This is a genomic window from Burkholderia stagnalis (genome assembly GCF_039848545.1).
Taxonomy (GTDB): Bacteria; Pseudomonadota; Gammaproteobacteria; order Burkholderiales; family Burkholderiaceae; genus Burkholderia; species Burkholderia stagnalis.
The window spans coordinates 794126-807443 of sequence record NZ_CP156685.1 but is presented as its reverse complement, the minus strand read 5'-3'; the positions used below and the strand labels follow the sequence as shown (position 1 = coordinate 807443).

11 protein-coding genes are annotated in these 13318 nt (G+C 70.3%); 10 read left to right on the top strand and 1 reads right to left on the bottom strand.

Annotated features, from left to right (window positions below; all coding sequences use genetic code 11):
* Positions 1–26 precede the first annotated feature (26 nt).
* Positions 27–1667: an ABC-F family ATP-binding cassette domain-containing protein gene (locus tag ABFO07_RS03830; RefSeq protein WP_347468367.1), complete on the top strand. Its 1641-nt coding sequence runs from the start codon at positions 27–29 to the stop codon at positions 1665–1667.
* Between the two features lie 16 nt (positions 1668–1683).
* On the opposite strand, the gene ABFO07_RS03825 is transcribed toward ABFO07_RS03830, so the two are convergent.
* Complete coding sequence (locus ABFO07_RS03825; RefSeq protein ID WP_059883216.1) at positions 1684–2763, bottom strand: MBL fold metallo-hydrolase; 1080 nt, start codon at positions 2761–2763, stop codon at positions 1684–1686.
* Between the two features lie 317 nt (positions 2764–3080).
* Between ABFO07_RS03825 and aceK the strand changes: the two genes are divergently transcribed.
* From aceK to bioD, 9 genes are all read left to right on the top strand, one after another.
* Entirely contained in the window at positions 3081–4892 is a 1812-nt protein-coding gene (gene aceK, locus ABFO07_RS03820; RefSeq protein ID WP_059566438.1) for a bifunctional isocitrate dehydrogenase kinase/phosphatase, read from the top strand.
* 47 nt (positions 4893–4939) lie between these two features.
* A complete protein-coding gene (gene can, locus ABFO07_RS03815) occupies positions 4940–5707 on the top strand; it encodes a carbonate dehydratase (RefSeq protein ID WP_059566437.1) in 768 nt (255 codons plus the stop codon).
* A gap of 62 nt (positions 5708–5769) precedes the next feature.
* The gene (locus ABFO07_RS03810; RefSeq protein WP_347468364.1) at positions 5770–6975 is read left to right on the top strand and encodes an acetyl-CoA C-acetyltransferase; all 1206 of its coding nucleotides are present in this window, start codon (positions 5770–5772) and stop codon (positions 6973–6975) included.
* Between the two features lie 31 nt (positions 6976–7006).
* Positions 7007–7684: an SDR family oxidoreductase gene (locus tag ABFO07_RS03805; protein WP_059566435.1), complete on the top strand. Its 678-nt coding sequence runs from the start codon at positions 7007–7009 to the stop codon at positions 7682–7684.
* Positions 7685–7713: 29 nt separating this feature from the next.
* The gene (locus ABFO07_RS03800) at positions 7714–8151 is read left to right on the top strand and encodes a YchJ family protein (RefSeq protein ID WP_060149034.1); all 438 of its coding nucleotides are present in this window, start codon (positions 7714–7716) and stop codon (positions 8149–8151) included.
* 104 nt (positions 8152–8255) lie between these two features.
* Positions 8256–9518, top strand: coding sequence for a dienelactone hydrolase family protein (locus tag ABFO07_RS03795; protein ID WP_059911264.1), 1263 nt, complete (start codon positions 8256–8258; stop codon positions 9516–9518).
* Between the two features lie 538 nt (positions 9519–10056).
* Positions 10057–11403 carry an adenosylmethionine--8-amino-7-oxononanoate transaminase gene (bioA, locus tag ABFO07_RS03790; protein WP_059883206.1) on the top strand — a complete coding sequence of 449 codons (1347 nt, stop codon included), beginning with the start codon at positions 10057–10059 and terminating at the stop codon, positions 11401–11403.
* Positions 11400–12584: an 8-amino-7-oxononanoate synthase gene (gene bioF, locus ABFO07_RS03785; RefSeq protein WP_347468360.1), complete on the top strand. Its 1185-nt coding sequence runs from the start codon at positions 11400–11402 to the stop codon at positions 12582–12584. The genes bioA and bioF overlap by 4 nt, the downstream gene beginning before the upstream one ends.
* The gene (gene bioD / locus ABFO07_RS03780; RefSeq protein ID WP_347468358.1) at positions 12581–13300 is read left to right on the top strand and encodes a dethiobiotin synthase; all 720 of its coding nucleotides are present in this window, start codon (positions 12581–12583) and stop codon (positions 13298–13300) included. Before bioF ends, bioD begins: the two co-directional genes overlap by 4 nt.
* The last annotated feature ends 18 nt before the right edge of the window (positions 13301–13318 follow it).

Here is a 13318-nt window from a genome sequence, read left to right as displayed (position 1 = left end):
TTTTTCACGCATTTTCGGAGGTGCTTATGGCTGCAGCCACGCCCACCGGCGCGCTCGTCGCGCTTCATCACGTTTCCTTCCGCTTCGACGACGGCTTCACGCTGTTCGATTCGCTCGACCTCACCATCGATCGCACGCCGACCGGCATCGTCGGCCGCAACGGCATCGGCAAAAGCCTGCTCGCGCAACTGATCGCGGGCCGCCGTGCGCCGAACGCGGGCACGATCGACCGTCGCACGCACGTCGTCTACGTCGCGCAGCAGCACGACGATGCGCGCGGCGGCATGCAGACCGTCGCGCAACTCGCCGCGCTCGACGCGCCGCTCGCGGCACTCGCGCGTCTCGCGGACGGCCATGCGGAGCCGGACGACTTCGACCTGATCGGCGAGCGCTGGGATCTTGCCGACAGGCTGCGCGCGGCGCTCGACGCGGCGGGCCTGCACGACGTGCAGCCCGCGACGCCGGCGCAGGCGCTGAGCGGCGGCCAGCTCGCGCGCGTGGCGCTGATCGGCGCGCTGCTGTCGGACGCCGGCCTGCTCGTGCTCGACGAACCGACCAACCATCTCGACGCCCCGGGCCGCGCGTGGCTGCACGCGGCGCTCGACGGCTGGCGCGGCGGCCTCGTCGTCGTCAGCCACGACCGCGCGCTGCTCGCCGGCGTCGGGCGGATCGTCGAACTGTCGCCGCACGGCGTGCGCGCATACGGCGGCAACTACGCGTTCTATCGCGCGCAGCGCGACGCGGAGCACGACGCGGCGCAGGCCGCGCTCGATCATGCGCGCACCGAGCGCGGGCGCGTCAGGCGCCGCCTCGAACAGGAACACGACACGATCCAGCGCCACGCGGCCGGCTCGCTGCGCGAGGCGAAGACGGCCAACCTGTCGTCGATGGCGCGCCAGAGCCGCAAAGGTGCGGCGTGCAGCATCATGGGAACGGTCCGGCGTCATCAGAGCGAGTTCAAGGCGACGCTCGACGAACGCGTGCAGGAAGCGGCCGCGCGCGTCGAAGCCGATGCGCCGGTGCTCGTATCGCTGCCCGGCACCGAGGTCAGCGCGCGCCGCCAGTTGTTCACGCTCGATCGCGCGCAATTGCCGTGGCGAGCCGCCGGCCACGTGGATGCGATCACGTGGTCGGCGAGCGGCCCCGTGCGCATCGCGCTGACCGGCCCGAACGGCTGCGGAAAATCGACGCTGCTGCGAATGCTCGCGGGCGAACTCGCGCCGCGTTCAGGCGAATGCGCGACGCACGTGAGCGCCGCCTATCTCGACCAGCGGCTCGCGCTGCTCGACCCCGACCGCTCGATCGTCGAACAGCTCGGGCTGCTCGATACGCCGCTCGCCGAAGGCGACCTGCGCAGCCGGCTCGCGCTGCTGCAGCTCGACGCCAAGCGCGCGACGCAGCCGGCGCAGCAACTCAGCGGCGGCGAACGGCTGAAGGCCGCGCTCGCGTGCGCGTTGTGGCGCGGCACGCCCGCGCAGCTGCTGCTGCTCGACGAGCCGACCAATCATCTGGATCTCGAATCGGTGCGCGCGGTGGAAGCGGCGCTGGCCGGCTTCCCGGGCGCGCTGGTGGTCGCGTCGCACGACACCGCGTTTCTCGCGGCGCTCGCGCCGACGCACACGATGCAATGGCATCGCGACGGGTGGCGTTACGAGCCCGTCGCGTGACGACGACGAAGCCGCGTCAGCGTGCGGTGCGGAACCGCAGCACGCCGTCGTCGCCCTGCTCGCGCACGAGCTCGCCCGCAAGCCACAGCAGGTTCAAATGCGCGATCGCCTCGCCGAGCGCGAACGTCATCTGGTGGATGTCGAGCTCGCGGCGGCGGAACATGATCGGCACGATGTCGGCCGCGCTCGCCGGCCGCTCCGCGCACGCCGTGCGCACCTCGTCGAGGCGCGCATCGTGGTGCGCGCGCAGCTGCGCGATGCGCGTGCGCACGCCGCGGAACGGCTTGCCGTGCGACGGCAGCACGAGCGTGTCGGCGGCCATCGTCTCGTAGCGGCCGAGCGATTCGAGGTACAGCGCGAGCGGGTTCGCCTCCGGTTCGAGATCGAACACCGACACGTTCGTCGAGATGCGCGGCAGCACCATATCGCCGGAAATCAGCAGCCCGTCGGCCTCGCTGTGGAGCGCGCAATGTTCAGGCGAATGGCCGTAGCCCGTGACGACGCGCCACGTGCGGCCGCCGATCGTCACCGGATTGCCTTCGCGCAGGCGGCGATAGCGCGGCGGCACCGACGGCACGAGATCCGAGTAGTAGCTGCGGCGGTTGCGCAGCTTGTCGAGCGAGGCCGGATCGTTCAGGCCGTGGCGCGCGAAGTGATCGGCCGCCGCCGCGCCGCCCGCGTTCGAGCCGTTGCCGGCCGCCATCAGGCAGCCGAACATGTATTCGCCGAGCGTCATCCACAGCCGCACGTTCCAGCGGCGCTGGTCGCCGCCTTCGCACAGCCAGTTCGCGAGGCCGAAGTGGTCGGGGTGGCAATGCGTGACGATCACGCGCAGCACGGGCAGCCCGTCGAGGTGCGTGTCGAAGATCTGCTCCCAGTGTGCGCGGATCGCGTCCGACGCAATCCCGCAATCGACGATCGTCCAGCCGGCCTGCCCGTCGATCTCGTCGCGCAGCAGCCACAGGTTGATGTGGTCGAGCGAGAACGGCAGCGGCATGCGTAGCCAGCGCACGCCGGGCGCGACCTCGAACGTGTCGCCCGCGGCGGGCAGGGTATCGGCGAAGGGGTAGTCGAGTTGGTGTTCCAGTGCGTTCATCGGTGGGGGCGTCTCGTCGTTATCGGTGCGGGCCGGCGGGTGCGGCCGGCGTGCGGCGGGGGGCCGCCGCGGGCGTCCGGTCGATTCTATCGCTCAATCGCGGCAGGCGTGATTCCGCGGCCCCGCCCGTCAAAAAAAGTTCGTGCCACAATCCGTTCCGTACCCGTATCTTTACGCGAAGATGCCCCGAACGGCGCCGAACGCCGCGCAACACGCGGCCCGACGCGCTGCCCGCGCCCGGCCGCGGATGCGCTGGACACGCGTTCCGGACGCTAAAATGTCGGGTGCTTACAGCCCCCTGAGCGAGCCTGCACGCCATGAATCACTTCCCCAAACTGCTGTCGTCGCAGATCGGTTTCGACGTCGCGCAGACGATGCTCGAAAACTTCGACCGCCACTACCGGATCTTCCGCGAAGCGGCCGTCGGGGCGAAGACGCTGTTCGAGCACGCCGACTGGCACGCGCTGCAGCGGCTCGCGCGCGAGCGGATCACGTCGTACGACGATCGCGTGCAGGAGTGCGTCGAGGTGCTGGAGGACGAATACGATGCGGAGAACATCGACGACGAGGTGTGGCAGCAGATCAAGCTGCACTACATCGGTCTCCTGACGTCGCACCGCCAGCCGGAATGCGCGGAAACCTTCTTCAACTCGGTGTGCTGCAAGATCCTGCACCGCTCGTACTTCAACAACGATTTCATCTTCGTGCGCCCGGCGATCTCGACCGAATACCTCGAGAACGACGAGCCGGCCGCCAAGCCGACCTATCGCGCGTACTACCCGGGCACCGACGGCCTCGCGGTCACGCTCGAGCGCATCGTCACGAACTTCCAGCTCGAGCCGCCGTTCGAGGATCTCACGCGCGACATCGGCTGCGTGATGCAGGCGATCCACGACGAATTCGGCCGCTTCGACGAAGCGACGAATTTCCAGATCCACGCGCTGTCGTCGCTGTTCTTCCGCAACAAGACCGCGTACGTGATCGGCCGCATCATCAACGGCGACCGCATGCTGCCGTTCGCGCTGCCGATCCGCCACGTGCGCCCGGGCCTGCTCGCGCTCGACACGGTGCTGCTGCGCCGCTCGCAGCTGCAGATCATCTTCAGCTTCTCGCACTCGTACTTCCTCGTCGACATGAACGTGCCGTCCGCGTACGTCGACTTCCTGTGCACGATCATGCCGGGCAAGCCGAAGGCGGAGATCTACACGTCGGTCGGCCTGCAGAAGCAGGGCAAGAACCTGTTCTACCGCGACCTGCTGCATCACCTGTCGCATTCGAGCGACCGCTTCATCATCGCGCCGGGGATCAAGGGCCTCGTGATGCTCGTGTTCACGCTGCCGTCGTTCCCGTACGTGTTCAAGCTGATCCGCGACCAGTTCCCGCCGCCGAAGGAAACGACGCGCGCGCAGATCATGGAGAAGTACCAGCTCGTGAAGCGCCACGACCGCCTCGGGCGGATGGCCGACACGCTCGAGTATTCGAGCGTCGCGCTGCCGCTCGCGCGGCTCGACCACGCGCTGTTGCGCGAGCTGGAGAAGGAGGTGCCGTCGCTGCTCGAATACGAGGGCGACAACCTCGTGATCCGGCACCTGTACATCGAGCGCCGGATGGTCCCGCTCAACCTGTACCTGCAGAACGGCAGCGACGCCGAGGTCGAGCACGGCGTGAAGGAGTACGGCAACGCGGTGAAGGAGCTGATGAAGGCCAACATCTTCCCCGGCGACATGCTGTACAAGAACTTCGGCGTCACGCGCCACGGCCGCGTCGTGTTCTACGACTACGACGAGATCGAGTACCTGACCGACTGCAACGTGCGCCGCGTGCCGCCGCCGCGCAACGAGGAGGACGAGCTGTCCGGCGAGCCGTGGTATTCGGTCGGCCCGCACGACATCTTTCCCGAAACCTACGGGCCGTTCCTGCTCGGCGATCCGCGCGTGCGCGACGTATTCTTGAAGCATCACGCCGATTTCTTCGAGCCCGCGCTGTGGCAGGCGAGCAAGGACAAGCTGCTGCAGGGCGAATTGCCCGATTTCTTTCCGTACGACGCGTCGCTGCGCTTCTGCGTACGCTACCCCGAACGCTTCGACGCGACGGACGACGCCGAGGGCGACGCGCAGCGCGCCGCCTGAAGCGCCCCATGACCGAACGTTTTTTCCGCACCCGGAAACCCAACCCGATGAACACCCAAGACCACCCGCTCTCGCACCTGTTCGACAACAACGACGCCTGGGTCAAGCGCAAGCTCGCCGACGATCCGGAGTTCTTCACGCGCCTGGCCGACCAGCAGGCGCCGGAATACCTGTGGATCGGCTGCTCGGATTCGCGCGTGCCGGCGAACCAGATCATCGGCCTGCCGCCGGGCGAGGTGTTCGTCCACCGCAACATCGCGAACGTCGTCGTGCACACCGACCTGAACTGCCTGTCGGTGATCCAGTTCGCGGTCGACATCCTGCGCGTGAAGCACATCATGGTGGTCGGCCACTACGGCTGCTCGGGCGTGAACGCGGCGCTGCACAACCGCCGCGTCGGCCTTGCCGACAACTGGCTGCACCACGTGCAGGACGTGCGCGAACGGCACGCCGCGCTGCTCGACGAATGGCCGGTGGGCGAAGCGCGCTACCGCCGCCTGATCGAGCTGAACGCGATCGAGCAGGTCGTCAACGTATGCCGCACGACGATCGTCAACGACGCGTGGGCGCGCGGCCAGTCGCTCACCGTGCACGCGCTCGTGTACGGCGTGCACGACGGCCGCATGCGCGACCTCGGCATGGCCGTGTCGAATCCCGACACGCTGCACGACACCTACCGGCGCGCGGTGGCCGCGCTGACCGCGCGCGGCCAGCACTCGCCTGACAACGACATGGTCGCGGCCGATGCGGCGCGCCTGACCGAGGTCGCGCAGGCCGTCGCGAACACGCTGAAGCCCTGCGCGGACGCGGAGTAAGCCCTTCGCCGTGCCGGCGCCGGCCTCGGCCGCGGACGCCGCACGGGATCAGGAGACGCATCATGACCGCTGTTGATCACGACGATCCGATCGTCATCGTCGCCGCGGCGCGCACGCCGATCGGCGGTTTCCAGGGCGACTTCGCGTCGCTCGCCGCGCCGCAGCTCGGCAGCGTCGCGATCGGCGCGGCGCTCGCGCGCGCCGGCCTCGCGCCGGAGCAGGTCGACGAAGCGGTGATGGGCTGCGTGCTGCCCGCCGGCCAGGGCCAGGCGCCCGCGCGGCAGGCCGCGCTCGGCGCGGGCCTGCCGCTCGCCACCGGCTGCACGACGGTCAACAAGATGTGCGGCTCCGGGATGCGCGCGGCGATGTTCGCGCACGACATGCTGCGCGCCGGCTCGGCCGGCGTGATCGTCGCGGGCGGCATGGAAAGCATGACCAACGCGCCGTACCTGCTGCCGAAGGCGCGCGCCGGCTACCGGATGGGCCACGGCCAGGTGCTCGACCACATGTTCCTCGACGGCCTCGAGGATGCGTACGACAAGGGCCGCCTGATGGGCACCTTCGCCGACGAATGCGCGGCCGAGTACGCGTTCTCGCGCGAAGCGCAGGATGCGTTCGCGATCGAGTCGCTCGCCCGCGCGAAGCGCGCGAACGTGGACGGCTCGTTCGACTGGGAAATCGCGCCCGTGACGGTGGCCGGCCGGCACGGCGGGCAGGACGACAGGGTCGTATCGCGCGACGAGCAGCCGTTCAAGGCCGATCCGTCGAAGATCCCGCTGCTGAAGCCCGCGTTCGGCAAGCACGGCACCGTCACCGCCGCGAACGCGTCGTCGATCTCCGACGGCGCGGCCGCGCTCGTGATGATGCGCGCGTCCACCGCCGCGCGGCTCGGCGTCGCGCCGCTCGCGCGCGTGGCCGGCCATGCGACGTTCGCGCAGGCGCCCGCGAAGTTCACGACCGCGCCGGTCGGCGCGATCCGCCGCCTGTTCGAGCGCACCGGCTGGCGCGCGGCGGACGTCGACCTGTACGAGATCAACGAGGCGTTCGCGGTCGTCACGATGGCCGCGATGAAGGAGCACGGGCTGCCGCACGACACGGTCAACGTGAACGGCGGCGCGTGTGCGCTCGGCCACCCGATCGGCGCATCCGGCGCGCGCATCCTCGTCACGCTGATCGGCGCATTGCGCGCGCGTTCGGCGCGGCGCGGCGTCGCGAGCCTGTGCATCGGCGGCGGCGAGGCGACCGCGATGGCTATCGAACTCGTCTGACCAAACAGCCTTCCCGCAAGGAGCGGCGACCATGAAAACCGTACTGATCGTCGGCGCATCGCGCGGCCTCGGCCGCGAATTCGTCCGGCAATACCGGCGCGACGGCTGGAACGTGATCGCCACCGCGCGCGACGACGCGTCGCTCGCCGCGCTGCGCGAGCTCGGCGCGCACGCGCATGCGCTCGACATCGCGCAGCCCGAGCAGATCGCCGCGCTCGGCTGGAAGCTCGACGGCGAGCGGCTCGATGCCGCCGTGATCGTGTCGGGCGTCTACGGGCCGCAGACCGAAGGCGTCGAAACCGTCACCGCCGACGATTTCGACGCGGTGATGCACACCAACGTGCGCGGGCCGATGCAGCTGCTGCCGATCCTGCTGCCGCTCGTCGAGGACACACACGGCGTGCTCGCGGTCGTGTCGAGCCGGATGGGCAGCATCGGCGAGGCGACCGGCACCAGCGGCTGGCTGTATCGCGCGAGCAAGGCCGCGCTCAACGACGTGCTGCGCATCGCGTCGCTGCAGGCGCGCCACGCGGCCTGCGTGTCGCTGCATCCGGGCTGGGTGCGCACCGCGATGGGCGGCGCGCAGGCCGCGATCGATCCGCAGACGAGCGTGACCGGCATGCGCCGCGTGCTGGCCGAGGCGGCCGCCGACATCGCGCTCGCGAACGGGCGCTTCTTCCAGTACGACGGCGTCGAGCTCGCCTGGTAACAATCCTTCGTCGTTAATTCATCTTTCGCATGACTTTGTCCCGACCTGACGCGTGCCCGTGCGGCGGCGCGTCCCCCGCCCCTGCCGGCCGCGCGCCGGCGCCGCGCTATGCCGCGTGCTGCGGCCGTTTCATCGACGGCGGCGAAGCCGCCCCCACCGCGCTCGAGTTGATGCGCTCGCGGTACAGCGCGTACGTGCTCGGCGCGACCGATTACCTGCGCGCAACGTGGGACGCGCGCACCTGCCCCGCCGATCTGGATGCCGACCCCACGGCCCCCGACGCGCCGCGCTGGCTCGGCCTCGCGGTGAAACGCCACGCGCAGGCCGACGCGCGCCACGCGGAGGTCGAATTCGTGGCCCGCTACAAGCTCGGCGGGCGCGCCTACCGGCTTCACGAGACGAGCCGTTTCGAGCGCGACGAGCACGGGTTCTGGCGCTATGTCGACGGCGATGTAAGCGAGCGCTGATAAATACTTGCTGTGTCAGACGCCGGGTAATTCCTGCATTGCACAACCCAAAATTGTCAGGCTACGATGAGCCTCGGGTGAGTCATGCGCGGCAGGGCATACGAATGGCGTTCAGCAAGGTACTGGTGGGATGGGTGGCGGCCTGCACGCTGTCGGCCGCGCTGGCCGATACGCTGCCGCACGCCGGTACCCCGGGCGGGCCGCTCGCCCGTGCCGAGCGCTTCGACTACGGCGATTCGCGGCTGCCCCAGGTCGCCGCCGACCTGAACGAACAGATCGTCCGCATCCCGGCCGACGCGTCGGGCACCGTCACCCTCGAGGCCACGCTGTTCAAGCCGGACGGCCCCGGCCCGTTCCCGCTCGTCGTGTTCAACCACGGCAAGAACCCCGGCGATCTCCATCAGCAGCCGCGCAGCCGGCCGCTCGCATTCGCGCGCGAATTCGTGCGCCGCGGCTATGCAGTGATCGCGCCGAACCGCCAAGGCTTCGCCGGCTCCGGCGGCACCTATCGGCAGGAAGGCTGCGACGTCGCGAAGAACGGCCTCGCGCAGGCGGCCGACGTCGACGCTACCGTCCGCTACATGGCGCGCCAGCCGTACGTCGACGCATCGCGCGTCGTCGTGGCCGGCACGTCGCACGGCGGGCTCGCGTCGATCGCGTACGGCACCGAGGCGGCGCCCGGCGTGCGCGGCATCATCAATTTCTCCGGCGGGCTGCGCCAGGACCTGTGCGACGGCTGGCAGCGCAATCTCGTCGATGCGTTCGACCAGTACGGCGCGCGCACCGCGGTGCGGTCGCTGTGGCTGTACGGCGACAACGACTCGGTGTGGACGCCGGCGCTCGTCGCGCAGATGCACGACGCGTACGCGTCGCACGGCACCCAGGCGCAATTCGTCGATTTCGGCCGCTACAAGGACGACGCGCACCGGCTGATCGTCGATCGCGACGGCGTGCCCGTCTGGTGGCCGGCCGTCCATGCGTTCCTCGCCGAACTGAACCTGCCGACCTCGGTGCGCTACGCGGTCGCGAACCCGCACGAGCCGAAGGCGACGGGCTTCGCGTCGATCGACGCGGTCGACGCGGTGCCGTTCCTCGACGAAGCCGGCCGCGAAGGCTATCGCCGCTTCCTGCACCAGCATCCGAGCCGCGCGTTCGCGGTGTCCGAGGAAGGCGCATGGTCGTGGGCCGAAGGCGGCGACGACCCGATGGCTCTGGCGCTCGACAACTGCGCGAAGCAGGGCGCGGGCGCGTGCCGGCTGTATGCGGTGAACGACCACGTCGTGTGGAATACGCAGGCGTCGCAGACCGCGGACAGCGGCGTGCGCGACGACGATGCGCACGCCACGCGCGCCCTCGCGGCGCGCTGATCGCGCGTCGGGCCGATTCGCCCTTCTCCTCCCCCCATTCATCCCGTTTTGCGATCGCGCCGACGCGCGCGGCCGATCGCGTGATTCGTCGGACGTGAACGCGCAATGTCCGATCGAAAGCGACATGTCGGCCAGCGCATGTCGCTCCGCATTCGTCGCACATTTCCCGTTCGGTTGCCCGTCCGCATGCCGTTCGCCGCACCGATGCGCCCCTTCCTCCCCCGTTTTTCCCGGCGCTGCGCCGCGCCGAACCACGATTTTTTTCTGTTGGGGGGTGTCACTCGAACGTCGTCATCTGCATGCAATTCGGCCCTTCTCGCGAGTACCGCCCCGAGCCGCCCCGAACTGCGCCGAACTCCCGCCCAGCAAGGCTTTGCGGCGTTTGTAACCACTAGTGCATCGAAGCGCGGAACACGCTAATCTCACCGCGTTTTTCGTGTTTTGCATGCCGCCCGGACGGCCTGCATCGCCGTCATCCCCTGCGGCCGCGACGCATCCCCGGATGCCGCACGCCGCGCGTTTTGCCCCCGGAGCCGTTTTGAGTACGCAAGCGACCGACGCCTGGGTCGCGCGCAGCCTGCGCGCGGTCTGGCACCCCTGCACCCAGATGAAGCACCATGAGCGGCTGCCGCTCATCCCCGTCGCGCGCGGCGCGGGCGTGTGGCTGTACGACCGCGACGGCCGCCGCTATTTCGACGCGATCAGCTCGTGGTGGGTCAACCTGTTCGGCCATGCGAACCCGGACATCAACGCCGCGCTGAAGGACCAGCTCGACACGCTCGAGCACGCGATGCTCGCCGGCTGCACGCACGAACCGGCGATCGAGCTCGCCGAGCGGCTCGCCGCGCTCACGCAGCACACGCTCGGCCATGCGTTCTTCGCGTCGGACGGCGCGTCCGCGGTCGAGATCGCGCTGAAGATGAGCTTCCACGCGTGGCGCAATCGCGGCCACGCCGGCAAGCAGGAATTCGTCTGCGTCGCCAACAGCTATCACGGCGAGACGATCGGCGCGCTCGGCGTCACCGACGTCGCGCTGTTCAAGGATGCGTACGACCCGCTGATCCGCAACGCGCACGTGGTCGCGTCGCCTGACGCGCGCCTCGCGCAGCCGGGCGAGACGGCCGCCGACGTCGCGGGCCGCGCGCTCGCCGACGTGCGCCGCCTGTTCGTCGAACGCGGCGCGCACATCGCCGCGCTGATCGTCGAGCCGCTCGTGCAGTGCGCGGCCGGCATGGCGATGCACGATCCGTCGTACGTGCGCGGGCTGCGCGCGCTGTGCGACGAGTTCGGCGTGCACCTGATCGCCGACGAGATCGCGGTCGGCTGCGGGCGCACCGGCACCTTCTTCGCATGCGAGCAGGCCGGCGTCTGGCCCGATTTCCTGTGCCTGTCGAAGGGCATCAGCGGCGGCTACCTGCCGCTGTCGCTGGTGCTGTCGCGCGACGAGATCTTCGCGGCGTTCTACCACGACGACACGACGCGCGGCTTCCTGCACTCGCACTCGTACACCGGCAACCCGCTCGCGTGCCGCGCGGCGGTCGCGACGCTCGATTTGTTCGCGCGCGACGACGTGCTCGCCCGCAACGCCCGCAACACGGCCACGCTGCGCGACGCGCTCGCGCCGCTCGCCGCGCACCCGCAGGTTCGCCACCTGCGCGAGCGCGGCACGCTGTTCGCATTCGACGTCGCGCTCGACGGCGACGCCGCGCGCGGCTTCTCGCGGCGCTTCTTCGAGCGCGCGCTGGAGCGCGAGCTGCTGCTGCGCCCGATCGGCACGACCGTCTACCTGATGCCACCGTACGTGATCGACGACGCCGACATCGCGTGGCTCGCGCAACGCACGCGCGACACGCTCGACGCCACCCTCGCGGAGACCGCCCGATGAGCCTCATCGACACCCTGCAACACGGCCTCGCGGCACTCGACGCACAGGGCCTGCGCCGCACGCGCCGCACCGCGGACACCGCGTGCGACGCGCACATGCGCGTCGACGGCCGCGAGATCGTCGGCTTCGCGAGCAACGACTACCTCGGCCTCGCCGCGCACCCGGCGCTCGTCGCCGCGTTCGGCGACGGCGCGCAGCGCTACGGCTCGGGCAGCGGCGGCTCGCACCTGCTCGGCGGCCATTCGCGCGCGCACGCGCGGCTCGAGGACGAGCTCGCCGGCTTCTGCGGCGGCTTCTCCGATGCGCCGCGCGCGCTGTACTTCAGCACCGGCTACATGGCGAACCTCGCCGCGATCACCGCGCTGGCCGGCAAGGACGCGACGATCTTCTCCGATGCGCTGAACCATGCGTCGCTGATCGACGGCATCCGGCTGTCGCGCGCGAACGTGCAGGTCTACCCGCACGCGGACATGGCCGCGCTCGCCGCGCTGCTCGACGCGTCCGACGCGCAGGCCAAGCTGATCGTCAGCGACACCGTGTTCAGCATGGACGGCGACATCGCGCCGCTCGCCGAACTCGTCGCGCTGGCCGAGCGCCACGGCGCGTGGCTCGTCGTCGACGACGCGCACGGCTTCGGCGTGCTCGGCCCCCAGGGCCGCGGCGCGCTCGCGGCCCAGGCGCTTCGCTCGCCGCACCTCGTCTACGTCGGCACGCTCGGCAAGGCCGCCGGCGTCGCGGGCGCGTTCGTCGTCGCGCACGAAACCGTGATCGAGTGGATGATCCAGCGCGCGCGCAGCTACATCTTCACGACCGCCGCGCCGCCCGCGGTCGCGCACGCGGTGTCCGCCAGCCTGAAGGTGATCGCCGGCGACGAAGGCGACGCGCGGCGCGCGCACCTCGCCGCGCTGATCGAGCGCACCCGTGCGCTGCTGCGCAACACGCGCTGGCAGCCGGTCGATTCGCACACGGCCGTGCAGCCGCTCGTGATCGGCAGCAACGACGCGACGCTCGCCGCGATGCGCGCGCTCGACGCGCACGGCCTGTGGGTGCCCGCGATCCGGCCGCCGACCGTGCCGTCCGGCACGTCGCGGCTGCGCATCTCGCTGTCGGCCGCGCATTCGTTCGACGATCTCGCGCGGCTCGAAAACGCGCTGGTCGCCGCGAGCGAGGCGGCGGCATGACCCCCCCGCTTTCGCTGTTCGTCACCGGCACCGACACCGAGATCGGCAAGACCTTCGTGTCCGCCGCGATGCTGCACGGCTTCGCGCGGCGCGGCCTGCGCGCGGCCGCGCTGAAGCCCGTCGCGGCCGGCGCGTATGAGCGCGACGGCGTGTGGCGCAACGAGGACGCCGACCAGCTCGACGCGGCCGCAAACGTCGTGCTGCCGCCGGAACTGCGCACGCCGTTCCTGCTGAAGGCGCCCGCCGCCCCGCACATCGTCGCCGCGCGGGAAGGCGTGACGCTCGACATCGACACGATCGTCGCGTGCCATCGCGAGGCGCTGACGCGCGCGGACGTCGTCGTCGTCGAAGGCGCCGGCGGCTTTCGCGTGCCGCTCAGCGACACGCACGACATGGCCGACCTCGCGGTCGCGCTCGGCGTGCCGGTCGTGATGGTGGTCGGCGTGCGGCTCGGCTGCATCAACCACGCGCTTCTCACCGCCGATGCGATTCGCCGGCGCGGCCTCACGCTCGCCGGCTGGGTCGCGAACCACGTCGATCCGGCGATGTCGTTCCCGGACGAGAACGTCGCGACGATGCGCGACTGGCTCGCCCGCGAGCACGGCGCGCCGCTCGTCGGCCGCATTCCGCACATGACGCCGGCCACCCCCGAATCCGCTGCAGCGATGCTCGACGTCGCCGCGCTCATCGACACGCTGCGCGCTGCGCAGCATTGAACCCAACATTCCCCCACG